Source organism: Nonomuraea sp. NPDC048881 (genome assembly GCF_040649795.1).
Taxonomy (GTDB): domain Bacteria; phylum Actinomycetota; class Actinomycetes; order Streptosporangiales; family Streptosporangiaceae; genus Nonomuraea.
The window spans coordinates 203223-225971 of sequence record NZ_JBEZGC010000004.1 but is presented as its reverse complement, the minus strand read 5'-3'; the positions used below and the strand labels follow the sequence as shown (position 1 = coordinate 225971).

General features: G+C 71.6%; 20 protein-coding genes. 7 read left to right on the top strand and 13 right to left on the bottom strand.

Annotated elements, in window-relative coordinates; all coding sequences use genetic code 11:
* Nucleotides 1-66: 66 nt before the first annotated feature.
* A complete protein-coding gene (locus AB0C33_RS16110) occupies nt 67-2418 on the bottom strand; it encodes a protein kinase (RefSeq protein ID WP_358288052.1) in 2352 nt (783 codons plus the stop codon).
* Nucleotides 2419-2503: 85 nt separating this feature from the next.
* Nucleotides 2504-3142 carry a pyridoxamine 5'-phosphate oxidase family protein gene (locus AB0C33_RS16105; protein ID WP_358288049.1) on the bottom strand — a complete coding sequence of 213 codons (639 nt, stop codon included), beginning with the start codon at nt 3140-3142 and terminating at the stop codon, nt 2504-2506.
* A gap of 71 nt (nt 3143-3213) precedes the next feature.
* On the opposite strand from AB0C33_RS16105, the gene AB0C33_RS16100 reads away from it, so the two are divergent.
* Entirely contained in the window at nt 3214-4608 is a 1395-nt protein-coding gene (locus AB0C33_RS16100; protein ID WP_358288047.1) for a PLP-dependent aminotransferase family protein, read from the top strand.
* A 41-nt stretch (nt 4609-4649) separates the two neighbouring features.
* Nucleotides 4650-5369 carry a hypothetical protein gene (locus tag AB0C33_RS16095; RefSeq protein ID WP_358288044.1) on the top strand — a complete coding sequence of 240 codons (720 nt, stop codon included), beginning with the start codon at nt 4650-4652 and terminating at the stop codon, nt 5367-5369.
* Here the strand turns inward: AB0C33_RS16095 and AB0C33_RS16090 are convergent.
* Both AB0C33_RS16090 and AB0C33_RS16085 read right to left on the bottom strand, forming a co-directional pair.
* Complete coding sequence (locus AB0C33_RS16090; RefSeq protein ID WP_358288041.1) at nt 5341-6471, bottom strand: DegT/DnrJ/EryC1/StrS family aminotransferase; 1131 nt, start codon at nt 6469-6471, stop codon at nt 5341-5343. The two genes, AB0C33_RS16095 and AB0C33_RS16090, sit on opposite strands and share 29 nt — an antisense overlap.
* Complete coding sequence (locus AB0C33_RS16085; RefSeq protein ID WP_358288037.1) at nt 6468-7550, bottom strand: GNAT family N-acetyltransferase; 1083 nt, start codon at nt 7548-7550, stop codon at nt 6468-6470. Before AB0C33_RS16085 ends, AB0C33_RS16090 begins: the two co-directional genes overlap by 4 nt.
* A gap of 157 nt (nt 7551-7707) precedes the next feature.
* On the opposite strand from AB0C33_RS16085, the gene AB0C33_RS16080 reads away from it, so the two are divergent.
* The 4 genes from AB0C33_RS16080 to AB0C33_RS16065 all read left to right on the top strand — a co-directional run bounded on the left by AB0C33_RS16080 (nt 7708) and on the right by AB0C33_RS16065 (nt 12314).
* Nucleotides 7708-8745 carry a phosphotransferase family protein gene (locus AB0C33_RS16080; RefSeq protein WP_358288035.1) on the top strand — a complete coding sequence of 346 codons (1038 nt, stop codon included), beginning with the start codon at nt 7708-7710 and terminating at the stop codon, nt 8743-8745.
* 16 nt (nt 8746-8761) lie between these two features.
* Nucleotides 8762-9514 carry an SDR family NAD(P)-dependent oxidoreductase gene (locus AB0C33_RS16075; protein WP_358288033.1) on the top strand — a complete coding sequence of 251 codons (753 nt, stop codon included), beginning with the start codon at nt 8762-8764 and terminating at the stop codon, nt 9512-9514.
* Between the two features lie 90 nt (nt 9515-9604).
* Nucleotides 9605-10996, top strand: a complete 1392-nt coding sequence (locus AB0C33_RS16070) for a xylan 1,4-beta-xylosidase (RefSeq protein ID WP_358288031.1) — start codon at nt 9605-9607, stop codon at nt 10994-10996.
* 538 nt (nt 10997-11534) lie between these two features.
* A complete protein-coding gene (locus tag AB0C33_RS16065; protein ID WP_358288028.1) occupies nt 11535-12314 on the top strand; it encodes a class I SAM-dependent methyltransferase in 780 nt (259 codons plus the stop codon).
* A gap of 116 nt (nt 12315-12430) precedes the next feature.
* Here the strand turns inward: AB0C33_RS16065 and AB0C33_RS16060 are convergent, their stop codons facing one another.
* Nucleotides 12431-13006 (bottom strand): TetR/AcrR family transcriptional regulator, encoded by a 576-nt coding sequence (locus AB0C33_RS16060; protein WP_358288025.1) that lies wholly within the window; start codon nt 13004-13006, stop codon nt 12431-12433.
* Between the two features lie 52 nt (nt 13007-13058).
* Here AB0C33_RS16060 and AB0C33_RS16055 point away from each other — a divergent pair, with 52 nt between their 5' ends.
* A complete protein-coding gene (locus AB0C33_RS16055) occupies nt 13059-13523 on the top strand; it encodes a DUF2867 domain-containing protein (protein ID WP_358288023.1) in 465 nt (154 codons plus the stop codon).
* On the opposite strand, the gene AB0C33_RS16050 is transcribed toward AB0C33_RS16055, so the two are convergent.
* From AB0C33_RS16050 to AB0C33_RS16015, 8 genes are all read right to left on the bottom strand, one after another.
* The gene (locus AB0C33_RS16050; protein ID WP_358288021.1) at nt 13513-14487 is read right to left on the bottom strand and encodes an NAD(P)-dependent alcohol dehydrogenase; all 975 of its coding nucleotides are present in this window, start codon (nt 14485-14487) and stop codon (nt 13513-13515) included. The genes AB0C33_RS16055 and AB0C33_RS16050 overlap by 11 nt on opposite strands.
* Before the next feature lie 9 nt (nt 14488-14496).
* Nucleotides 14497-14763, bottom strand: coding sequence for a hypothetical protein (locus tag AB0C33_RS16045; RefSeq protein WP_352326042.1), 267 nt, complete (start codon nt 14761-14763; stop codon nt 14497-14499).
* Entirely contained in the window at nt 14763-15101 is a 339-nt protein-coding gene (locus AB0C33_RS16040; protein WP_352351957.1) for a winged helix-turn-helix domain-containing protein, read from the bottom strand. The genes AB0C33_RS16045 and AB0C33_RS16040 overlap by 1 nt, the downstream gene beginning before the upstream one ends.
* Nucleotides 15102-15176: 75 nt before the next feature.
* Nucleotides 15177-16382 carry a DUF418 domain-containing protein gene (locus AB0C33_RS16035; RefSeq protein ID WP_358288018.1) on the bottom strand — a complete coding sequence of 402 codons (1206 nt, stop codon included), beginning with the start codon at nt 16380-16382 and terminating at the stop codon, nt 15177-15179.
* Nucleotides 16383-16452: 70 nt separating this feature from the next.
* Nucleotides 16453-18702: a hypothetical protein gene (locus AB0C33_RS16030; protein WP_358288015.1), complete on the bottom strand. Its 2250-nt coding sequence runs from the start codon at nt 18700-18702 to the stop codon at nt 16453-16455.
* A gap of 989 nt (nt 18703-19691) precedes the next feature.
* Nucleotides 19692-21008 carry a hypothetical protein gene (locus AB0C33_RS16025; protein ID WP_358288012.1) on the bottom strand — a complete coding sequence of 439 codons (1317 nt, stop codon included), beginning with the start codon at nt 21006-21008 and terminating at the stop codon, nt 19692-19694.
* Nucleotides 21001-21804 carry a polysaccharide deacetylase family protein gene (locus AB0C33_RS16020; protein ID WP_358288009.1) on the bottom strand — a complete coding sequence of 268 codons (804 nt, stop codon included), beginning with the start codon at nt 21802-21804 and terminating at the stop codon, nt 21001-21003. The genes AB0C33_RS16025 and AB0C33_RS16020 overlap by 8 nt, the downstream gene beginning before the upstream one ends.
* Entirely contained in the window at nt 21801-22742 is a 942-nt protein-coding gene (locus AB0C33_RS16015; RefSeq protein WP_358288006.1) for a glycosyltransferase family 2 protein, read from the bottom strand. Before AB0C33_RS16015 ends, AB0C33_RS16020 begins: the two co-directional genes overlap by 4 nt.
* Nucleotides 22743-22749: the final 7 nt, after the last annotated feature.

Below are 22749 nucleotides of genomic sequence, written 5' to 3'. Positions count from 1 at the left end.
GCGTAGCTTAACCAGAGGGAAGGGCTTTCCCGCCACCGATATGCCGATATGGCCGAATTTGCGAGGTTAGTCCACCGTGCCGGGCTTATCGGATTGTGGGGATTCCTGTGGTTTGGGCGTTTCCTGTGGTTTTGGGGTTTCTTCTGGCTTGGGTGTCTCTCTGGGGCATTCTGGGGTTTTTCCGCTCGCCTGGTCCGGGCCGCCGGCCGCCTCCGGCGTCGTGCTCGCCGTGACGGTCCAGGTGGTGCCGCACGGGACGGTCCTGAGCGCCCGGCTCACCGTCCTGGTGTACGTGGTGCCGCCGGACAGCGTGAGCCGCTCCGAGCCGGCCGGCTCGCCGCCGAGCAGGAACCCCACCTCCAGCGTCACCGGCCGGTCGTCGGCGGTGACCACCGAGACGGTCGCCGCCAGGCCGCCCTCGCCCGGCCCGGCCCTGACGATCGAGACCCGTCGCACGGCGGGCGGGCAGGTGACCTCGACCCGGGCGGTCCGGACGCGGTCGCCGGCGCGGACCCGTACCGACAGGGTGGAACCGCACGGGCGCGCGCGGAAGGTGTGGGTGAAGACGCGGGAGTAGGAGGTCCGGCCGGACAGGCTCGCCGTACGGGTGCCGACGGTCTCGCCGTCCACCGCGAACGCGGCCTCGACCGGGAGCTCGCCGGTGCCGTCGGCGGTCACGCCCACCCGGGCGCGCGCGGTCAGCCCCGGAGCGTCGGGCATCGCCAGCGAGACGAACAGCCCGTTCACCCGCGTCTGGCAGGCCGGCACCGGCACCGAGGAGGACCGGGCGCCGCCCGGCGCGGCGGGGGAGGTGACGACGGTCAGCGTGACGGTCCCGTCGCACGGCCGTTCGCCGAGGTCCCAGGTGAAGGCGCGGGTGTAGGACGTCGCGCCGCTCAGCCGCAGGCGCTGGACGTGGCCCTCGCCGCCCGGCGCGGTCCACGTCCCGGTGGCGTTGACGGGAGCGCCCCCGGCGGTCCGGACGGTGACGGAGGCGCGCGCGACGCCGTCACCGCCGACCGTGACGTCACCCACGCTCACCCCGAGAACGGTCGCGACGGGCGTCGGGGTGGGCGTCGGTTTGGGGGTCGGTGTGGGGGACGGCGTCGGGGCCCGGGTGGGCGTCGGTTTGGGCGTCGGCGTGGCGGTCCTGGTCGGCTTCCTCGTGGGGCCGGCCGTCGGCGTGCGCGGCGCCCGGGTGGTGACGGGCGGCCTGGAGGTCGTCGGCGGCGGCAGCAGCTCGGGCGGGGACGCCGGCGACGGCGGCCCCTCGTGCGAGGTGCGCGGCGTCGCCTCGGGGGTGGTCGGCGGCGCGAGCACCGCCTCGGCCGTGCTCGGCGGCGCGGTCACCGCCTCGGTCGTGGCCGGCGGCACCGCGACGGCCGCGCCGACCGGCTGCTCGGCAGGCTGCCGCCGGGCGGCGAGCGCGACCACCACCGCCACCGTCACCACCGCCACCAGGGCGGTGCCCATGCCCACCCGCACCGCGTTGGACCGCAGGCCGCGGAAGACCGTCCTGGCCAGGGACGTGGTGACCTCGGGGGCGGGCTGCGGCGGGGCCGGCAGGAGCAGCGCGAGCAGGGCGACCAGCGCGGCCAGGCGCCGTCTGCCCCGCTCCTCCCAGTCCTCGCCGTACGCCGCCCGCGCCGTGGCCTCCAGCTCCTCGACGAAGGCCAGGGCGCTCGGCGGCCGGTCCCGCGGCTCCTTGGCCAGGCCGCGCCGGACGAGCCCCTGGACCGCCTCGGGCGCGTCGTGGAAGGGCACCGGCGCGTGCACGTGCTGGTAGCCGAGCACGCTGGGCTCGGTCGACCGGTACGGCCGGTGCCCGGTCAGGCACTCGAAGAAGACCGCGGTGGCCGCGTACACGTCGGTCGCCGGCGAGGCGGGCCGGCCGGCCCACAACTCCGGCGCCATGTACGGCGGCGTCCCCTCCGGATGCGTGGCCGTGCCTTGTGGCACCGCGACGCCGAAGTCCACGAGCTTGCTCATCCCGTCGTCGCGGACGAGCACGTTCTCGGGCTTGTAGTCCTTGTGCACGACCCCGGACGCGTGGGCCCTGGCCAGGCCCAGCAGCGAGCCCTTCAGCACGACCAGCGCCGCCTCCGGCTCGGTCGTGCCGTTCTCACGCAGCAGGGCGCGCAGCGAGACGCCGTTGACCAGCTCCATCACGATGCAGGCGCCGTTCGGCTCCTGGATGTACTCCCACATCGTGGCGATGTTCGGGTCGCGCAGCGAGGTCAGCACCCGCGCCTCGGCCTGGAAGCGGGACAGGGCGGCGGGGTCGCGCAACAGCGCCTCGGAGAGGTACTTGATCGCGACCTTCACGCCCGTCTCGTCGTGCACGCCCAGCACGACGCGCCCGCTCGCGCCCGCGCCGAGCTGTCTGATCTCCGTGTAACCGGGAGCACTCCACTCCATCGCCCTCTCCCATCAGGAGCCGGCCCACCTGATGAGACGCGTGATCAAGGAGTCGGGTTTGCCAGGTGGTTCCGGATTCATGGAACTACTCCCGACGGAGGATGTGAACCGGTATATCGATACCTTCTGGAAGTGCCGGATCCGGTTGCGGTTCGCCCCAGGTCGTGACCAGCGGATGCACCCCGGCCCAGACCGGCAGCGCGTAGTCCTCCTCCTCGTCCTCCGGCGCCCCGCTGCGGATCTTGACCGACGCCTCGGCCAGCGACAGGGCCAGCACGGCGGTGGCGGCCAGCTCCTTGCGCGTGGGCGGGCGGACGTAGTCCCACTGGCCGGGGGCGAGCTGCTCGGTGAGCGCCCGCAGGGCCGCCAGCCGCTCGTCGGGGTCGCTCACCAGCCGGGCGCGGCCGTAGACGATCGCCGAACGGTAGTTGAGGGAGTGGTTGAAGACCGAGCGGGCCAGCACGATGCCGTCCAGGTGGGTGACGGTGACGCACACCTCGGTGCCGTCGCCGGCCCGCAGCGAGCGCGCGCCGGTGGAGCCGTGCAGGTAGAGGGTGTCGCCGATCCGTCCGTAGCCGGTGGGCACGACCATGGGATGGCCGTCGGCCACCACGCCGAGATGGCAGACGAGCCCGCTGTCGAGCACCTCGTAGAGATCGTTCCGGTCGGTGCTGCCGCGGTGCTTCTCTCGGCCGAGAGCCGTGCGCGGGGTGGAGGAGAGCATGATTCGACGCTAATCGCGAAGTGGACCTATCCTGTAGGGCCACTAACCGACCCTTCCTAGAGACCACTTTCGTGCGCACCCACATTGACCTGCCGGTATCCCTGTCCCGCGACTCGGCCGTCCCGCTGACCACCCAGCTCGCCGGCTGGCTGCGGCACGCCATGATGGGCGGCGCGCTCGCGCCGGGCGAGCGGCTGCCGTCCACGCGGGCGCTGGCCGACCAGCTCAAGGTGAGCCGGACGGTCGTCACCGAGGCGTACCAGCAGCTCTACGCCGAGGGCTGGCTGGAGGGGCGCCACGGGTCCGGCACGTTCGTGGCGGCCATGGAGTCGCACGTCCCGCCGCGCGAGAGCCCGTACGAACCGGCGCCGCCCGCCCGCCGTCCCGAGGGCGAGTGGATCGACCTGCGTCCCGGGGACCCCTGGGTGCGCGACTACGACCGGGCCGCCTGGAAGCGGGCCTGGCGCAGCGCCGGCGAGCTGCCGCCCGGCGACTCGCCCGACCTGCACGGCCTGCCGCGCCTGCGCGAGCTGCTCGCCGACCACCTGCGTAGGGCCAGGGGCATGGCCGTCGGCCCCGAGAACGTCCTGGTCACCAGGGGCACCGGCAACGGGCTCGACCTGTGCGCGCTGGCCCTGCTGGCCGGCGGCGGGCGGGCGGGCGTCGAGGACCCGGGCTACCACGTGGCCCGCACGGTGTTCGCGGCCAGGGGCGCCGAGGTCGTGCCCTGCCCGGTGGACGAGGACGGCGTGATCGTCGACGACCTGCCCCGCGACCTGCGCGTCCTCTACACCACCCCGGCCCACCAGTACCCGCTGGGCGGGCGGCTGCCGATCCCGCGCCGGGAACGCCTGCTGTCCTGGGCCAGGAGCACCGGCGCCACGATCGTCGAGGACGACTACGACGCCGAGTTCCGCTACGACGTCGCCCCTCTCCCCGCCCTCTACGGCCTCGACCCCACCCGCGTCGTGCTGCTCGGCTCGCTGTCCAAGACCCTGGCCCCCGACGTCGGCGTCGGCTGGCTGGTCGGCACGCCCGACCTGGTGAGCCGGATCGCCGCCCTCCGCGCCGCGGTCTCCGACCGCACCAGCGGACCGGTCCAGCAGGCCGTCGCCACCCTCCTGGAACGCGGCGACCTCGACCGCCACCTGCGCAGGATGCGCCTGGAGTACGCCCGCCGCCGGGCCGCCGTGGTGGAGATCCTCGGCCCGGTCTGCCGCCTGCGCGGCGACACCGCCGGGCTGCACGTGCTGGCCGAGCTGCCGGCGGGCGACGTCCAGGAGGTCGTGGAGCGGGCCAGGGAGCGCGGCGTGCTGCTCGACCCCGCCGACCGCCACCACCACGACCGCGCCCGCCTGCACGGCCTGGTCCTCGGCTACGGCTCGGCCTCGCTCAGGGACGTCCGGCGCGGCTGCGCGGTGCTGGCCGGGCTGATCCGGGATGCTCAGACCGGATTGAGTATCTGAGCGCTGGCGCCCGCCGGGCCGCCGTCGGCAGGGTGGCGGGCATGAAACCCTGGCTCCTGCCGGCCTCGCTGATCGTCACGGCGGTTACCGCGTGGCTCGTCCTGTACGCGGGCGTGCCCCTGTCCACCCTCCTGTCGCTGGGCCTGGGCGCGATCTGCCTGGTCTGGCTGGCCGTCCTGCTGACCTTCCCGTGGAACCTGTCGTTCGCCGCCCGGCAGGTGGTGCGCGACATCGAGGTCTCCCGCGAGACCGGCATCGACGTCCCGGCCCGCGGTGCGGAGGAGGCCAGGACGATCGCCCGCCGCATGCTCGTCCTCGCGGTCGCCGGGCACGTGGTCTCGGCCGTCGTGGTCGCGGTGGTCACGTTCTTCTCCGGGCGGCAGATCGGCTACTACTTCGCCGGGTTCTACCTGCTGGCCACCGCGTTCCGGCCGGCCGGGGCCTACGTCGGGCACCTGCGCGAGCGGGTCAGGACGCTGGGACGCGAGGTCCGCTACCCGCGCCTCGACGTGATCGCGCTGCGCGACCAGGTCGAGGCGCTGTCCGCCGCCGCCGAACGGCTCACCCGGCAGGCCGAGGAGCTCGGCGGCGAGCTCGCGGCCACCAGGGCCGGCCTGGAACGGGCCGACCACGACCTGGACCGCCGGATCACGCTGATGGCCCGCCGCTTCGAGGAGACCGTGGACGGCCTCAACGACAACCAGGAGATCATCACCGGGCTGCGCGCGTTCCTCAGACTGCTTCGCGCGGACCCCACATAGGCGGCTCCAGACCGCGCAGGACGGGCAGCGAGCGGGCCGCGTACAGCGGGTCCACGGGCAGCACGTGCCGGGCCCACCAGCGCGCGGGACCCGGGTCCGGCGAGGCGTCGGTGAAGCCGAGGGCGTACTCGTCGTACGGCGGGTCGTACAGGTAGCCGGTGGCCACCCCGCGGCGCTCCAGCTCGGCGACGGCCGCGTCCCTGTCGCGCACCAGCAGTGGGACGCGGAACAGCGGCTGGTCCAGGTTGTCCAGCACGGCGGGCGCCACCGTGGGCAACTCGGCCAGCCGGGCGATCCCGGCCAGCCGCCGCGCCCGCTCGCCGGGCACCTTGGCCAGGCGCCTGGACTGGTACCAGCGGACCAGCCGCCCCCGCCGGGCGCGGTAGGCCGCCAGGTCGGCGCGTACCCACGGGTCGAACGGCGGCAGCGCGGGCACCTGCTTGAGCGCCAGCTCCAGCGCGTCGGGCTCCAGGGCGATGCGGTAGCCCTCGCGCTCCTCCTGCATGCCGAGGGCGCGCATCAGCGCGAGCGCCGGGCGGACGAGGTCGAGCCTGAGCGCCGCCTGCCGGGCCATGGAGGTGGCCACGCTGAACAGGTCGGCGCGCAGCGCGCCGGGGACGAGCAGCTCGTCGCGGGCGCGTTCGAGCGCTTCGAGGTCGGCGCGGTCGGTCACCGCGAGCACGCCGCCCGAGCCCGCGCCCGGATGCTTGGACAGGCTGAAGACCCCCGCCTGGCCGAACGTGCCCAGCGGGCGCCCGCCCGGAGCGGTCTCCAGAGCGTGCGCCACGTCCTCGATCAGGATCTTTCCCGCGAAGGCCGACACCTGGTCGGGCAGGCCGTACAGGTTCGTCGTCAGGACGGCGTCCACCGTGGACAGGTCGACGCGGGAGACGTCGATGTTGCCGTCACGCGGGGACAACGGCGCGATCACCGGGCGCAGACCGGCCGCCAGCACGAGGAAGAGGATCTCGTCGGCCGAGACCGGAGACATGAGCAGCCGCTGACCCGGCAGGCACCAGTGGCGCAGCGCGAGGTAGAGGCCGAGGCGGTTGGATGGGAGCCACAGGCAGTGCCGCCCGGTGCGCTCCGCGATGAGTCTCACCCTTGTAGGACGGTACGCAATCGCCCAAAAGTTTTCAACGCTTTGTCGGCGGTCTTGAGCAGCAGCGGATTGGCCATCACCGTGGCGCGCGTCTTGCGCACCGGCACCCGCATCATCCAGTGGACCCCCGCCGCCACGCCTGCCCTGGCCACACGGCCCTCGGCCACCTCCAGCTCGCCGTTCTTGAGCTTCTCCTTGTACTCCTTCTCGCCCCGGCCCATGTCGATCACCTGGACGCCCGACGCGGCGGCCGCCTCGGCCATCGCCAGGTGGTGGATGAGCCCGGGGGAGTACTTGGCGTAGGCGGTGTCGTAGGCCGGGAACCAGCCGGCCAGCGTCGTGCGGGTGCGCACCCCGAAGTGCCCGGCCACCGGCACGTCGTCGACGTAGACCATGTCGAGGACGCCGGCGAAGCTGTCGGACCGGGTGGCGAGCAGCCGCTCGACCAGCTCGACGATCCACCGCTGGGAGAACCGGTCGGTGCGCCCGGTACGCCGGTACTGGTCGGTCTTCCAGCCGAGCAGCGTGTGCAGCGGCCCGGTCTCGGCGATCGCGTAGTCGTGGCGCAGCGGCCCCGACTCGCGCTGCAGCTTGCGCGACTTGGCCAGGGTCGACTTGTACGTCTTGCCGGACCGGACGCGCAACGTCTCGGTGTAGGGGCCCCACCCGTCGCGCAGGTCGATGATCGGCGAGGGGTGCGTGGTGCACCGCCCGTCGAGCAGCGGCTGGCCGGAGACCAGGTGGTCGAACTCGTAGACCGACAGCCCGCAGTCCTTGATCAACCGATGCGGGTCGAGGTCGAGGCCCTTGGCGTGGACCAGGCCCTGCGCGTCGGTCAGCCCCGCGGCGACCGGCTTGCCGATGCCCAGCGGATGGCGTTCGAAGGGGAAGAAGCCGACGATGTCCGGCCCGTCGTACAGGACGGCCACTCGGACCAGGTCGCGGAGCTCGCCCACGGTGACCGTGAACTCCGGGGACAGGAAGGGGTTGTCGAAGGCGGCGTCGGACTCCTGCAGGGCGCGCCATCGGCTGAGCTCGGGCTGTCCCAGATCGCGAGGGTGGGCAACGGTGACGCGCATGGGCTCCTACTGTCGGCTTACCACAACCTGACCAGCATGCGGTCAGAGGTGTAGGGCCAGGTTAAAGGATGGGCGCCCATGCCTGGGATGTGCCGGGCCTACTGTTATGCAACTCTCAGCTGGCTTTCAGGACCGAGTGGCGTTCTAATGTGTGTCCATGACGGTACCAGGGATCGACTGGCCGCGGCTGGTCTCGTGGCTGGGCAGGAACGTGCCGGACGCCGGGGAGCCGCTGTCCGTCTCGCTGATCTCCGGAGGCAGGTCGAACCTGACCTACCTGGTGGAGGCGCGCGAGCGCCGGCTGGTGCTGCGCAGACCGCCGCTGGGTCACGTGCTGCCCACCGCCCACGACATGCGGCGGGAGTGGCGGGTCATCTCCGCGCTGGCGCCGACGCCCGTCCCGGTGCCCGAGCCCGTCGCCTTCTGCGCCGACGAGGAGGTGGTCGGGGCGCCGTTCTATGTCATGGGGTACGTGCCCGGCGCCGCCGTGCAGACCAAGGACGAGCTGGGGCGGCCGACGCCGGCCCAGACGCGGCGGCTGTCGGAGCGGCTGGCCGAGGTGCTGGCCGCCATCCACGCCGTGGACTACCGGGAGGTGGGGCTCGGCGACTTCGGCCGTCCCGAGGGGTACCTGGCCCGGCAGCTCGACCGGTGGTGCCAGCAGTGGGAACGGTCGAAGACCGCCGACCTGCCCGACTACGACAGCCTCGTACGGCGGCTGCGCGAGCGGCTGCCCGCCGCGTCCGACAGCACCCTGGTGCACGGCGACTACCGGCTGGACAACACGCTGGTGCGCCTGGCGCCGCCGCCGGCCGAGATCGAGATCATGGCCGTGGTCGACTGGGAGATGTCCACGCTCGGCGACCCGCTGGCCGACCTGGGGCTCACGCTGACGTACTGGCACGACCGCGGGGACGACGAGCGGGCCCGCATCCCCGTGTCGGGCGACGTGACGGTGGCGCCGGGGTTCATGAACGCCGCCGAGTTCGCCGCCCATTACGGGAAGGTCTCCGGCCGCGACATCTCGGACCTCGGGTTCTACGTGGCCTTCGGCAACTTCAAGCTGGCGGTGATCGTGGAGGGCATCCACGCCCGCTTCAAGCAGGGTAAGACCGTGGGGGAGGGGTTCGACCGCATCGGCGCGGCCGTGCCGACGCTGATCTCCCGCGCCCATCGCATGCTCGACCAGCCCTGACCCCGCAAGGAGTTCCATGAGCACAGTTGCACTCATCACCGGAGCGGCCAGCGGCATCGGCGCCGCGGTGGCCCGGCGGCTGTCGTCGGGCGGCGCGAAGTGCGTCCTCGTCGACCGCGACGGCGAGGGCGTCGAGCGGGTGGCCAAGGAGGTCGAGGGCGCGTGGCTGGCCGCCGACGTCAGCACCGAGGAAGCCTCCCTGGAGGCCGTCGCGCTCGCCGAGCAGCGGTACGGACGCCTCGACCTGGTGCACCTCAACGCCGGCATCTCCGGGGGCGTCGACCTGGCGAACTTCGACCTGGAGCGCTACCGCGCGGTCGTCGGCGTGAACGTGGACGGCGTCGTCTTCGGCGTGCGCGCCAGCGTGCCGCTGCTGGCCAGGTCGGGCGGCGGCGCGATCGTGGCCACGTCCTCGCTGGCCGGGCTGGTGGCCTTCGCCGGCGACCCGATCTACACCATGACCAAGCACGCCGTCGTCGGCCTGGTCCGGGCGCTGGCCGAGCCGCTGTCCCAGCAGAACATCCGGATCAACGCCGTCTGCCCCGGATTCACCGACACTCCGCTGGTGGCCGCCGCGCGGGAGATGTTCGTCGACGCCGGATTCCCGCTGCTCACGGCCGAGGACGTCGCCGCCGCCGTCGAGTCCGCCTTCTACGCCGAGACGCCGGGCACCCTGCTCATCGTGCAGCCGGGTAGGCAGCCGGTGCCGTACCGTTACTCGGGGGTTCCCGGGCCCGCGGGCGGTCAGCGCCCACCCGCTTCCGATTGACAGCAAGTCTGCTGCAAGCGGAACGATTACCGTCATAAGGGCCGGGCACTGCCTGGCCCTTGTACGTTGCGTGATGGTAAGGAGCGTTCCGTGATTCCCACCGAGGGCAGACACGCGCGCAAACGGTCGCCATGGCCGATCGCCCTGGGGGCCGGCGTCCTCGCGGTCGTGCTCGTCGTCGGCATCATGGTCTACGCGGGCATGCGGTCGAGCTCCCGCGAGGGCTTCAAGGGCGGTGAGGTGGCCGAGGTCGGGCCCACCCAGGCGCCGCCGCGGCTCGAACAGCCGCCCGTGCTCCACGACTGGCCCCGGTGGGGCATCACGCACACGCAGTACAGCACCGAGACCGAGCCGCGCCCGGTCGTCGAACAGGCCAGGGGCATGCTCGGACGGGTGCCGATGCTGCAGAACCAGCACATCATGGGCTGGGGCGTGGGCAACCCCGAGCCGAGCCCCGGCCAGTTCAGCTTCCGCGACCTCGACCGGCGGCTGACGTTCATGGCGTCGTCGCGGGCGGTGCCGGTGATCACCCTGTGCTGCGCGCCCGACTGGATGAAGGGCGGGCAGCCCGGACGTACCGACTGGAGCAAGAACCACACCGTCGCCCCCAAACCGGAGCACTTCGACGACTACGCCAAGCTGGCCGCGCGGGTGGCCCGGCAGTACCCGACCGTCAAGTACTACATGGTGTGGAACGAGTTCAAGGGCTTCTGGGACCCCTCCACCAACCGCTGGGACGCCGAGGGATACACCCAGCTCTACAACAAGGTCTACACGGCGTTGAAGAAGGTCGACCCGCAGATCAAGGTGGGCGGGCCGTACATGCCGATCGAGACCGGCTCGGGCGGCGGGCCGTCCGAGCTGAAGGGCCCGTGGGGGACCGTCGACCAGCGGGCGCTCGACGCCATCGAGTACTGGATCGAGCACAAGAAGGGCGCCGACTTCATCGTCGTGGACGGCGCCTCGATGACGACCGACAAGGGGAACGTTCCCGACGACTTCGGCGCGCTGGGCAAGTTCGGCGCGATCACGAAGTGGCTGCGGGAGAAGAGCGACGACCTGCCCGTCTGGTGGGCCGAGTGGTACGTCGAGCCGGAGAACTCCGGGTGGAGCGAGGAGCGGCGCACGGCCGTGCAGGCGGCGGCGATGATGGAGTTCGCCAGGAGCGGCGTCACCACCGCCCTGTACTGGAACCCGCAGGTGAAGGGGACGGGCCAGTGCGACGGCTGCCTCTGGGCGCCCGGGCGGGGGGACGAGATGCCGATGGCGGGGCTGCTGAGCGGGTTCACCCGGTGGTTCCCGGCAGGGGCGCGGCTCGACAGCGCGGTGACGTCGTCCGACCCGAAGGTGAAGGTGCTGGCGCAGGAGCAGCAGGTCGTCATGGTGAACACGTCCGACCGGGAGGTGACGGCCACGGTGGACGGCAAGGCGGTGACGCTGGGGGCGTACGAGATCAAGTGGGCGGGAAGAGGCGGCGCCTGACGGCACCCGACGCCTGCGGCGCCCATGGTCCCAAACCCGGCGCCTGCGGCGCTGATGGTCCCCCCTCCCCCCGGGAAGGGCGCCTTCGGCACCCCCTGGAAGGGCGCCTTGCGCATCCCTGGTTGGCGCGTCGTTCTTGGTCATCGGCGACGTATGGCGCTCACCTGCGCCTCGGCTCCTGGGGTTCGCCGCGGCTCCTACACCGGACTCCACGACACCGTCACCATGCGTCGAACACCCACGAAAGCCCCTCAGCCTAGGCATCGCCCTCACCCACCGGCCTGCCTCGCCCTCACCCCCGGCGACTCCCGACACCCGAGCCCGCACCCAGGCCCCTCCCCACCCGACCCCGGCTTCACGACCCGGCTTCACGACCCGGCTTCACGACCCCGGCTTCACGACCCCGGCTTCACGACCCCGGGCCCGTTCCGGGGCAGCCGCCCGGTACGGTCCACCGCTTCACCGATCCCGACACCCATGAACGTAGAGTGGTGCTCCATAAGCTGAAAGTGACTGACTTGTGATGCCGGGGACCGTGATGACCGACAGCAACGCCGAGCCGCCCATCGTGCACATCCTCGACCCGATGAGCGCGGCCTACGACGCCGCCTTCGCCACCTTCCTGGCCCACACCGACCAGAAGATCCGGGCCCGCGAAGAACTGGCCCGGGTCGTGGGACGGCTGCCCCACCGCCGTACGCTCATCGACGCCGGCGCGGGGACGGGCGAGACCACCGCGTGGCTGGCCCCCAGGTTCGACCGGACGATCGCCATCGAGCCGAACGAGCACCTGCGGGCCGAACTGGCCCGCAGGTGTCCCGAGGCCACGATCCTCGGTCAGGACATCGCCACCGCCGACCCGGAGGAGACCGCCGACCTTGTGTTGTGCGCGCACGTCCTGTACTACCTGCCGCAAGAGTCCTGGCTGCGGCAGCTCCAGAGGCTGGCCTCCTGGACGGCCGAGGGCGGCTTCGCCGTGGTCGTCATGCAGAACCCCGACAGCGACTGCATGCGCCTGCTGCGCCGCTTCACCGGCCACCGCTACGACCTGGACGCCCTCGGGCGCGCCTTCGCCGCCACCGCGGGCACCGAATGGGAGATCGGCATCAGCACCGACCCGGCCTCCGTCACCATGCCCGACCTGGAGACCGCCCTGGCCGTCGCGCAGTTCATGCTGAACGTCGTCCCGCTGTCGCAGCCGCCCGCCATGGACGAGGTCGCCGCCTACCTCCAGGAACACTTCCGCACCCCGGACGGCTACCGCCTGAGCTGCGATCAGGACTTCCTGGAACTCCAGCGCAACGGCCCAGACGCCTGACAACAGGCAACCCGCCCGGACCGCCCAGTGGCGGCCCGACGCGGCCCTGACGGGCCTCCACGGTCGGCCCTGACGGCCTCCGCGATCGGCCCGGGACGGGCCTCCGCGATCGGCCCTCACTCGCCCTGGGCGGGTGGCGGCGTGACGGCCATCGTGAAGGCGGTCTCGGTGAGGAGCGCCTGGTCGAGCACGATGTGCGGCCGCGTGCCGCGTTCGAGCTGCTGGAGGCCGAGCACCACCGCCAGCGCGAGCAGCGCCCGCCCTTCCGCCTCCTCCTCGTCGAAGCCCAGCCCCACCAGGAGCCCGGCGACGAAGTCGACGCGGCGGCGGGTGACCCGGGTGACGATGTCGGCGACGCCCTCGCGTTCGGCGTCGAGGTAGAGGCGGCTCTCGCCGCCGCGCCGCCCCGCGCGGGCCGCGACCGTGCCGAACAGGGCGCGCAGCCGGGCGCGCGGCTCGGCCTCGGCGGAGGCGGCCGCGATGATGTGCTCGGTCTCCTCGGCCTCCCAGCGTTCCATGACCGCCCGGACGAGCGCGCCGCGGTCGGCGTGGTGCCAGTAGAAGGAGCCCTTGGTGGTGCCGAGGTCGCGGGCGACGGCCTCGACCCGCACCGAGTCCAGCCCGATCTTGGTGAACCGCGCGTACGCCGCGTCCACCCACTGTTCCGCCGTGATCCGGCCCCCTTGCGCCATTCGCCATACGGTACCGTATAGTCCTCGCCATACGGCACCGTATGGAGGCGTCATGAGAACACCCGTCTACTGGTCGTCCGCCCTGGACGACATGCCCGCGCCCGACTACGCCGACGTGGTCGTCGGCGTAGTGCCGCCGCGCGCGACCGACGACCCGCGGGCCTGGGCGAAGGCCGTCTTCTCGATCAGGTCGATGCCCCGCTGGATCGCCGCGGCCCTGTGGTTGCGCCAGGCGGTCGTGCCGCTGGTCGGCATCCCGCGCGCGCCGCGCGACGTCTTCCGGGTCGCCCGGGTCGAGGGGGAGGAGGCGCTGATCGCGGCCGACGACCGGCACCTGGACTTCCGCTGCGGGGTGGGGGTCGATCGCGAGGCCCGGCTCGTGCGGGTCACGACCACCGTCCGGCTGAAGGGCCGGCGCGGCCGGCTCTACTTCTGGCCGGTACGCCTCGTGCACCCGATCGTCGTCCGGGCCATGCTCCGCTCCGCCCAGCGCCGCCTGGGTGCGCCTAGAGGGTGACGACGACCTTGCCCGTGGCGTGGCCCTGCTCGACGTGGGCGATGGCCTCGGGCACCTGGTCCAGCCGGTACGTCCGGCTGACGACCGGGACGACCTGGCCCGCCTCGACGAGCCCGCGCACGGCGGCCAGCGTGTCCCGGTCCGCGGCCGTGACGAAGTTGACCAGGCGCTGCCGGACGAACGGCTTGGTCACGAGCACGCGCAGGATGCGCCCGGTCGGCCCGAGCAGCGACCCGCCGCCGGAGCCCCCGTTGGGGACGTAGGCGCCGGTGGGGGCGAGGGCCCGCCGGTAGTCCGCGAGACGCCGGTCGCCGACGTTGTCGAGGATGACGTCGTACCGGCCGGGATACTGGGCGAAGTCCTGCCGGGTGTAGTCGATGACCTCGTCGGCCCCCAAGGACGCGACGAGCTCCGCCTTACCGCCGCTGCACACGCCGGTCACCTCGGCGCCCAGTGCCTTGGCGATCTGCACCGCGAACGTCCCCACCCCGCCCGCCGCGCCGACGACCAGGACCTTCTGCCCCGGTTTGACCTCGCCTCTGGTGGCCAGGGCCTCGTAGGCGGTCAGCGCCGCCAGCGGCACGGCCGCCGCCTGCTCGTACGTCGAACCGGCCGGCTTCTCCAGCAGCACCTTGTCCTGGGGGACGGCGACGTACTCGGCGAAGGCGCCCCGGAAGTGGCCGAACACCTCGTCGCCGGGCTTCAGCCGGGTGACGTTGCGGCCCGTCGCCTCGACCTGACCGGCCAGGTCCATGCCGAGCCCGTCGAATTTGGGGCGGCGCAGCCCGGAGACGGCCCGCATCACGTACGGCAGACCGCGCACGAAGTGCCAGTCGCCCGGGTTGACGGCCGCGGCCCGCACCCGGACCAGCACGTCGTCGTCGCCGACCGGCGGCGGATCGACCTCGCGCAGTTCGATGACGGCCTCGGGCGGCCCGTAGGCGGCGTAACGGATGGCCTTCATGACACGCTCCTACTCGACGGTTCTGAGGATCTGCTCGATGGACGCCGTGCGGGCGCGCAGCTCGGCCAGGTCGGCGGCCGAGCGCTGCTGGGCGTCAAGGGTGTTCTCGGCGAGCTGCTCGAACCGGTGCACGAGCCGGCGCAGGTCGTCCTTCTGCAGGGCCTCCAGCTTCGCCTTGCGGAAGTCGAAGAGGCCGACGATGACCAGGCAGATCAGGAAGCCGGTCACGAGCAGCACACCGAGGATGAAGATCACCTCGGGCCAGGCGGTGGGCATCAGGGGCGCTCCTTGGGCTCCGGGTCGGGCGCGGTGAGGGTCTTGGCCGCCTCGGCCAGCGCCGCTGCGGTGAGGTGGACGTCGAAGTCGGTGACTTCGTAGTACTTCATGGCCTTGCCGTCCTCGGAGAGCTCCAGCGTGCCGACGATCAGGCCGGCCGCTTCCAGCCGCCGCAGGTGCATGTGGAGGAGCGGACGGCTGACGCCGATCTCGCGGGCCAGGTGGCTCACATAGTCGCGGCCGGCGGCCAGGGTCGCGACGATGCGCACCCGCAGGGGGTTGCCCAGCGCCGCCAGCATCTCGACCAGCTCGTCACCGGTCGGCCCGGCATCGGTCATGATTTCCCGTCACGTGAAAGATTTTCCTTACACATGAGAGCGTACCTCGCCCAAAGGGTTTTTGGGCAGAAGATTTCAGACGGTCTGCGCGGAGTCGGGAGCCTTGTGCCGCTCGCCCGTGGGCCTGCGCCAGTACGTCAGGAAGCGCAGCACCCACTCCACCGGCCCGTACCGGTGTCCCTTGAGCCACCAGTGGCTGTAGAGCACCTGGACGGTGAAGATGGCCAGCGCGATCAGCACCTCGACGGCGGGGCTGACCCGGTCCACCAGGGCCAGGCCGTAACCGGTGAAGATCAGCGAACAGATCAGCGACTGGCCCAGGTAGTTCGACAGGGCCATCCGCCCGGGGGCGGCCAGGGCCCGGCCCACCCGCGGCAGGTACGGCAGCACCCGCAGGAACGTGGCCGCGTACGCGGCGGCCAGCAGCGGCGCGGTCACCAGGTCGATCGCCTCGCCCAGGAACTTGTTCACCGTGCCGTTCCAGGCCGACTGCGTGTAGACGAAGGCGCCGGCCAGCCCGACCGTGAACCCGGTCCACTGCAGCCTGCGCAGCGCCACCTTGTGCGCCGACAGGTTCCGCAGCGCGCCCAGCTTGCCGACCGCCAGCCCGATCAGGCACGCGGCCAGCACCGCCGGCCCCTGGAACAGCACCCGCAGCAGGACGATCAGCGACAGCTTGCGCATGTGCTCGGAGATGATCTGCCAGAACACCCCGCCGAGGGCGGTGTCGGACCTGGCGGCCTCGGCGGTGCCCTCGGCGACCGTGCCGGAGGCGTCCAGGCCGACCATCGCCAGCAGGGCCAGCATGAGGAACCCGAACGCGAGCACCAGGGTCAGCAGCCCGGCCAGCACGATCGCGGTCTTGGGGCCGATCCGGCGCAGCACCAGCAGCGCGATCCCGACGAACGCGTACGTGGTGAGGATGTCGCCGGGGAACAGCAGCACCGCGTGGGCCAGGCCGATCAGCAGCAGCCCGCCCAGGCGGCGCAGGAACATCGGCACGAACGCCCGCCCCTGCCGGACGGCCGAGTCGAGCTGGAGCGTGAAGCTGTAGCCGAACAGGAAGGAGAACAGCAGGTAGAACTTGTTCTCCATGAACAGCGTCACGAGCCAGCGCACGACCCAGTCGAGCGAGGAGTCGAAGCCGGGCTCCGCCATCCCGGCCATCCGGTAACCGGAGGCCAGGAAGGCGATGTTGACGACGAGGATCCCCAGCAGCGAGAAGCCGCGCAGGGCGTCCACAGAAGTGATCCTCGCGGCCGCGAGTCGTGCATCGGGCATGGCGGGAAGTGTCTCCTGTGTCCTCATCAGGCCTACATCATCCCGCAAAACCTTAGCGTTTCCTGTGAATTCAGTTATTTAGTGCGATGTGGATAAATCTCTCCACGATCACTGCTATTGAGATCAAGAACGACGGGATGGCCAGGAACATCAGGCCTCTGCGCGCCCGTCGTGCCCGGTTCGGCCCGTTCAGCCCGATGACCTCGTAGCCGAACAGCGCCACCCACGTCACGACCAGCGCCCCGATGCCGACGGGCGTCCACGGCGAGGTGGGGTCGCCACGTCCCTTGTAGGGGGCGGGGTCGGGGATCTCCGTGCCCTTCACGAACTTCTTCCACGTGTAGAGCGCGGCGTCGTCGTTGGAGAAGACCTTCTTCAGGTCGGGCGAGGCGTCCAGCGCGGCCCGGAACCGCTGCCCCCAGTCCTCCGGGAAGCCCTCGTTGAGCTGCAGGTAGCTGACCTGCCCGCGGCTCACCATCAGGTACGAGTTGCGCGGCTGCTCCTTCAGCTTGGCCACCGCGTCGGCGATCTGCGTCGGGTCTTTGTGCACCCGCGCCTGGACGCCGAAGTTGACCAGCTCGACGTCCCGCTCGCCCCACGGCAGGGTCGGCGTGACCTCGGGGCCCTCCTTGGGCACCAGGTAGAGCACCTTGGCGCTCGGCTTGTCGTGGTCGTAGACGTAGTGCAGGGCGGCGACCTCGCCGGTGGTGACCCGTTCGAACTTCTCGTTGCCGTACCGGGCCAGCAGGAACGCGAAGGCGAACAGCACCGCGAAGCAGGCCGCGAGCACGACCGAGATCTTCCTGGTCAGCTCGGGGTTGAAGCGCACGTTCCGCCTGCGCAGCGGCACGGTCTCCTCGCGCACGTCCGCGCTGTCGGCCGGCAGGTTCGGGAAGAACGCGTAGGCGGCCAGCAGGCAGGAGCCGGGCAGCGCGAACATGTAGATGCGCAGCCCGATCTCGCCGCCGTAGCTCTGCAGCCCCAGCGCCAGCACCGGCACGCACAGCAGGATCAGCGCGGACCGGTCGAACACCCCGCGGCGCAGCCGCCGGAACAGCCCGGCCGCCGCCAGCGAGAGGATGACCCCGAGGATGCCGAGCCGCGCCTGCAACACCAGCGCGTGCGCCGGGTCGCTGCCCTCGACGCGGTCGGAGGTGGCGCTGCCGATGTTCTGCAGGATCTTGCCCAGGCCGCCGAAGATCGCGTCGATCTGGCCCGCCCAGAACCCGACCGTCATGTAGCTGATCCACGCCAGCGTCACGAGACCGAGGAAGAACGGCAGCGCCCAGGTCAGCGAGGTCCGCTTGAAGATCAGGAACGCGGTCACCACGCCGAGCATCATGAACGGCGTGATCTGGTGCGAGGCCACCGACGCGAAGAACAACGCCAGGAGCATCAGCAGCATCAGCAGCTTGTCGGCCCGGTAGGTGCCGGTGTTCACGATCTCGCCGGGCGTCATGGCGTCGAGCTTGCCCAGCAGCTTGCGCAGCCCCTTGGGCGGGATCGGCTTGGTGCGCGGCTCCACCCGTCCGAACCAGCGCAACAGGATCGCCACGAACGCCAGATACAGGGCGAAGGTGAACCCCTGCGGCGAGAAGTAGTCCTGTCCGATCCACTGCACGAGGATGAACAGCAGCGCCGCGAACCAGCGGGCCCGCGTCGTCGCCACCACCTGACGCAGGATCAGGACGAACGGGAGCAGGTAGAGCAGGTTCGACAGGAGCGGCGTCCACTGCAGGATCGTCGTCATGTCGGTGATGCCGGCGGCCTTGGTGACGAACGCGAACAACGCGAAGAAACCCGGCCAGCCCATGCGGGCGTCGATGCTGATCGCCGTCTCGCCCGTCCTGGAGATGAACTCCACGAAACCGGCGTGGATGTACGCCGTGGGGAAGCGCGGCTCGGTGGCCACCAGGGCGCCCGCGCCGTGCAGGGCGAACGTGATGGCGGCGATCTGGAACAGCAGCAGGAACTTGCGGTCGGTGCTCTGGGCGACCGTGACGAAGAACGACACGATCATGATCAGGAGGGCGACGAACGCGGTCGCCGGCAGCGCCGAGATCAGGCCCAGGCCGTTGATGTTCTCCGGGTCCACACCCCACAGCGGGCCCGGGGGCACGCGCAGGGCGAGGATGTACATGAGCAGGCCCTCAAGCACGAGGACGACGGGCAGCCACTTGGGCGCGCTGGCGACCAGCGCCCCGACCCGCCCGCCGGCGGTCCGGCCCGTCTGCCCCGCGGCCGCGGGCGCGCCATCGCCGCCCAGCGGGCCGCCCACGGCCTGCCCGTCACCGGAAGCCGCCGGAGCGCGCTCGACCACCGGAGCCCCGACCCCGGACGCCGCGACGGCACCGGCATCGGCCGTCCGGGAAACAGGCGCCCGGAAGGCAACGGTCCTGCCGTCACCATCATCCTCACCGTCAACGACAGCGCCGGCCTTCTGGGGCCCGCTGCCCTGCGGACCGGACGCACCAGACGTACCGGCGACGGCCGCACGGGCGGCATCCGCGCCGGATGCGCCTGCGTTCCCCGCGTCGGCGACCCCGGTGCGGCCAGGGCCCGCCTCCCCGTTCGGCGAGGCCCCACCCGCGTCGGAGGAGCCCCCGGAACGAGCAGACCCTGTCGCAGGCGACCCGGCCGATCCCGAAGCACCCGATCCAGCCGATCCCGCAGCACCCGACCCAGCCGCGCCAGCCGAGTCGGAGCCCTTCGGGCCGCTTCCCGCGCCTTGGGGTGTCGCGGAGCTCTTCGAGGAGCTGTCGCCGCTGTCAGCGGTCGTGGGGGAGCCGCCCTTGGCGGCCCCGGCGGCGGGAGCCTGGGGAGACTCCGCCGCAGGCATCGGCATGGTCCCGGCGGTCGGTGAGCTCTTCGCGTCCGAAGCCGCGGGCCTCTCGGTGTCGGACGGCTCGGCCGGGGCGTGGGGTGCCCTGGCGGTGAACGCGTTGGGACCCGCCGTCTTCGGCTGGGCCGCGACGTCACGCTCGGCGAACGCCTGCGAAGGCCCGGAAGCGGGCTCGTCTGTCGTGGGAGGGTGGCCGATGTGCACGGTTCCGGGGACGCGGAAGGCCGTCGTCGTCTCGGCGTTCACCTCCGCCGGGGAGCCGGACGCCTCAGGCGCCTCCTCGTCCGACGCCGGCGGGGACGCCGGAGCGCCCCCTTGACCGTCGTCGAACGTCAGCCGCGGGATCACCCCCGTGGCCTCCGGATCGAAGGGCGTCTCTGTCTCCTCCCCGGCGTCCTTGCGAACGTCGGAGGAGCCGGTCTTCCCCTTAGTCATGCCATCGCCGTCCCGTTGCCTCACGTTGACCATCATGCGGCCCCGGACGACCCCTGAGTGACAGTCGGCTGCCCAGTTTCACCAAAATTGAGTATTTTGCGTAGATTTCCGAAGATCAGAAGTGCCACCAGCAGCTCGCTGAAGAGCAGCCCGTACCCCACGGCGTTCACCCCGAAGTGCGGGAAAAGGGCCACCGTGGACACCAGCACCAGCACGGCCAGCCCGATCTGCACGAGCGCCAGCGTGCGCGCGTGACTCTGCGCCCGCAACGCGCTCAGGTACACCTCGATCAGCACCCGCGGCAGCACGGCCAGCGCCATCAGCCGCAGCAGCGTGGACCCCTCGTCGGCGAACTCGGCGCCGAAGACGGTCAGGATCAGCGGCGCCCCGATGATCGCCACCGCGATGATCGGAGTCACGATCATGAAGCCGCGCCGCAGCGCCCGCCGGCAGTTCAGGGCCAGTTTGGAACGGTCGAACGACCCCTCGACCGTCAGCGACACCGCCATGTTCATGGCCAGCAGCTCGATCATGCTGGCCAGCGTGTGGGCCATCGAGAAGCGCCCGAACGTGGCCTCGCCCACCTTGGTCGCCACCACCACGGGCACCAGGTAGACGATCGCCAGGATCGACAGGGTGCCGGGGAAGTCACCGGCCAGGAACCGGCCGATCTGCCGCAGGCCGGGCGGCTCGTGGGCGGTGCCGAGGCTCTTGACGTGCCGGGGCACGACGACGCCGAAGATCAGCCAGTTGACCGGGATCAGCGCGAGGGCGGTGGGGATCATCCACGAGACGAAGATCCCGCCGTCGGGCAGCGCGCCGGCCAGCGCGACCAGCAGGCCCATCTTGACCAGGCCGAACACCAGGTTGTTGACCGGCACCCAGGTGGCCCTGCGCAACCCGGTGAGCACGACGTCCTGGAGCGTGAAGACGGCCCACACCAGCACCGAGGCCAGGAAGAACAGCCCCGGCCCGAACCCGGCCAGCACCGAGTACGTCTTCCCCCACAGCGGCAGCGTCAGCAGGAAGCCGAGCGCCGCGACCCCGCCCGTGGCGGCGGCCAGGCCGTAGCCGCGCAGGATGAGCTCGGGCGTGCGCCGCCCGGCCACCGGCAGGAAGCGGGCCAGCGCCCCCACGAAGCCGAGCGCGGTCAGCGACGCGAACAGCCGCATCGCGGTGATCACCGCCTGGCCGCGCCCGAACTCCTCGGGGGTGTAGAAGTGCGCCGCGAGCAGCCAGTAGCCCATGCCGAGGGTGCCCGTGACGACCGTGTTGGCCATCAGGGCGTAACCCTGGCGGAAGAGCGGATTGCTGAGGTCGCGGAGGATCTTTTCCCGCAGGCTAGACATTTCCGCGCACCCGCTGCAGCCCGTACCTCGTCCGCCGGACGACCGCGTACCCCTTGGTGAGGATGCGTTCGCGCAGGTAGATGAGAGGTACGGCGTTGCCTTCGACGGCGCGCTTGAACATGCTGATGGTCGTCGGCTTGCCGACCGTCAGCCGGGGGATGGCGAGCATGTCGTGGCGGTCGGCCGCGATGGTGTTGCTCACGGCGCAGGCGGCGAAGTAGCCGGCCTTGCGCACCTCGTGGCGGACCCGGGCGCTGGAGTAGCCATAGGGGTAGGCCATGGTGGCGACCGGCGCGCCGATCTTCTCCTCCAGCAGGCCCTTGTTCCTGCGCAGCTCCTGCCGCAGGTCGTCGGTGCGGAGCTGGTCGAGCTGCGGGTGGCTGTGGCTGTGGCCGCCGATCTCGATGCCGTTCTGGGCGGCCTCGCGGGCCTGGCCCCACGACAGCATGTCGTCGAGCGGACGGCCCGCGGCGTCCTTGCCGGCGTCGGACACCCAGCCGCTGGTCAGGAAGACCGTGGCCGGGAAGTTGTAGCGGTCGAGCAGGGGCAGCGCCTGGCTGTGGAAGTCGGCGTAGCCGTCGTCGAAGGTCAGGACGATCGGCTTCGCCGGCACCGTACGGCCGTCGATCTTGTTCAGCGCGGCCACCAGGTCGCCCAGCGTGAGCGGGGTGAACCCGCTCTCCGACAGGTAGGCGAGCTGCTCGGCCAGGTCGGACGGCCGCACGGCGTGCGGCCGCGTCTCGTCGTTGGGGCTGTCGCTGACCGAGTGGTACATCAGGATCGGAATGCGGATCATGAGCGTGCCACCTTCAGCCTCGCCGTGCCGACCACGTAACCCCAGGTCGTCCAGGCCAGGCCGACGACGATCGCGGCGGCCCTGCCGAGCCCGGACGGATCGCCGCGCAGGGCGTCGCCCACGCCGCGCAGCGCGCCGAGCGGCAGCGTCTTCATGGCGTGGGCGCGCTCGCTGGCCAGGCCGTCCTGGGTGCCGACCTCCCGCGTGACCAGGGCCTTCGACAGGCCCTCCGCGTAGCACCTGGACCTGAAGTAGGCGAAGCCCTCGCGCTGCCTGGACACCTTGTGCCCGATGACCGCGCGGGGCTCGAACAGCATGACCGAGCCCGGCTTGCGCTGGCTCAGCCTGATGCAGAACTCGGTCTCCTCGCAGCCCAGCGGGCGCGACTTGCGGCCCTGCACGCTACGGCCGATGCCGCTGTGGAAGCCGCCGACCTCGGCGACGACCTCGCGCAGGAAGGCGGCGTTGCCGCCCATGACGTTGCGGATCGGCGCGCGTACCGCGGGCATGCCGCGGTACGTGCACCCGACCGTCCAGTCGAACTCGTACGGGAACCAGCGGGGCCGGCGCTTCGACGCCCACAAGGGGTCGGTACGCCCGCCCACGCCCACCACACCGGATTCCTGGAAGCCCTCCTCCAAAGCCTCCAGCCACCCCGCGTCGGCGACCGCGTCGTCGTCGAGAAACGCGACGATCTCACCGGTGGCCGTGGCCACGCCGGTGTTCTTGCCGCCGGACAGCCCCTGCTCGTGCGTGTTCTCCACCACGATGGCCTGTGGATAGGCGCGCTTGAGCTTCAGGTGCAGGTCCGGATTGTGGTCGACCACCAGGATCAGCTCGTGTGCCGGGCGGCTCTGGTTCTCGACCGACTCGACTGCCTGCCTGATGTCCTCCCAGCGCTCTTCTGTGTAGACGCAGATGACAACAGACGTGTTCACAACGGTT

Excerpts from the sequence above, each read along its gene's own strand:
- AB0C33_RS16110 (WP_358288052.1), bottom strand. The coding sequence starts at position 2,418 with ATGGAGTGGAGTGCTCCCGGTTACACGGAGATCAGACAGCTCGGCGCG.
- AB0C33_RS16105 (WP_358288049.1), bottom strand. The coding sequence starts at position 3,142 with ATGCTCTCCTCCACCCCGCGCACGGCTCTCGGCCGAGAGAAGCACCGC.
- AB0C33_RS16095 (WP_358288044.1), top strand. The coding sequence starts at position 4,650 with ATGAAACCCTGGCTCCTGCCGGCCTCGCTGATCGTCACGGCGGTTACC.
- AB0C33_RS16085 (WP_358288037.1), bottom strand. The coding sequence starts at position 7,550 with ATGCGCGTCACCGTTGCCCACCCTCGCGATCTGGGACAGCCCGAGCTC.
- AB0C33_RS16080 (WP_358288035.1), top strand. The coding sequence starts at position 7,708 with ATGACGGTACCAGGGATCGACTGGCCGCGGCTGGTCTCGTGGCTGGGC.
- AB0C33_RS16075 (WP_358288033.1), top strand. The coding sequence starts at position 8,762 with ATGAGCACAGTTGCACTCATCACCGGAGCGGCCAGCGGCATCGGCGCC.
- AB0C33_RS16065 (WP_358288028.1), top strand. The coding sequence starts at position 11,535 with ATGACCGACAGCAACGCCGAGCCGCCCATCGTGCACATCCTCGACCCG.
- AB0C33_RS16060 (WP_358288025.1), bottom strand. The coding sequence starts at position 13,006 with ATGGCGCAAGGGGGCCGGATCACGGCGGAACAGTGGGTGGACGCGGCG.
- AB0C33_RS16055 (WP_358288023.1), top strand. The coding sequence starts at position 13,059 with ATGAGAACACCCGTCTACTGGTCGTCCGCCCTGGACGACATGCCCGCG.
- AB0C33_RS16050 (WP_358288021.1), bottom strand. The coding sequence starts at position 14,487 with ATGAAGGCCATCCGTTACGCCGCCTACGGGCCGCCCGAGGCCGTCATC.
- AB0C33_RS16045 (WP_352326042.1), bottom strand. The coding sequence starts at position 14,763 with ATGCCCACCGCCTGGCCCGAGGTGATCTTCATCCTCGGTGTGCTGCTC.
- AB0C33_RS16040 (WP_352351957.1), bottom strand. The coding sequence starts at position 15,101 with ATGACCGATGCCGGGCCGACCGGTGACGAGCTGGTCGAGATGCTGGCG.
- AB0C33_RS16035 (WP_358288018.1), bottom strand. The coding sequence starts at position 16,382 with ATGCCCGATGCACGACTCGCGGCCGCGAGGATCACTTCTGTGGACGCC.
- AB0C33_RS16025 (WP_358288012.1), bottom strand. The coding sequence starts at position 21,008 with ATGTCTAGCCTGCGGGAAAAGATCCTCCGCGACCTCAGCAATCCGCTC.
- AB0C33_RS16020 (WP_358288009.1), bottom strand. The coding sequence starts at position 21,804 with ATGATCCGCATTCCGATCCTGATGTACCACTCGGTCAGCGACAGCCCC.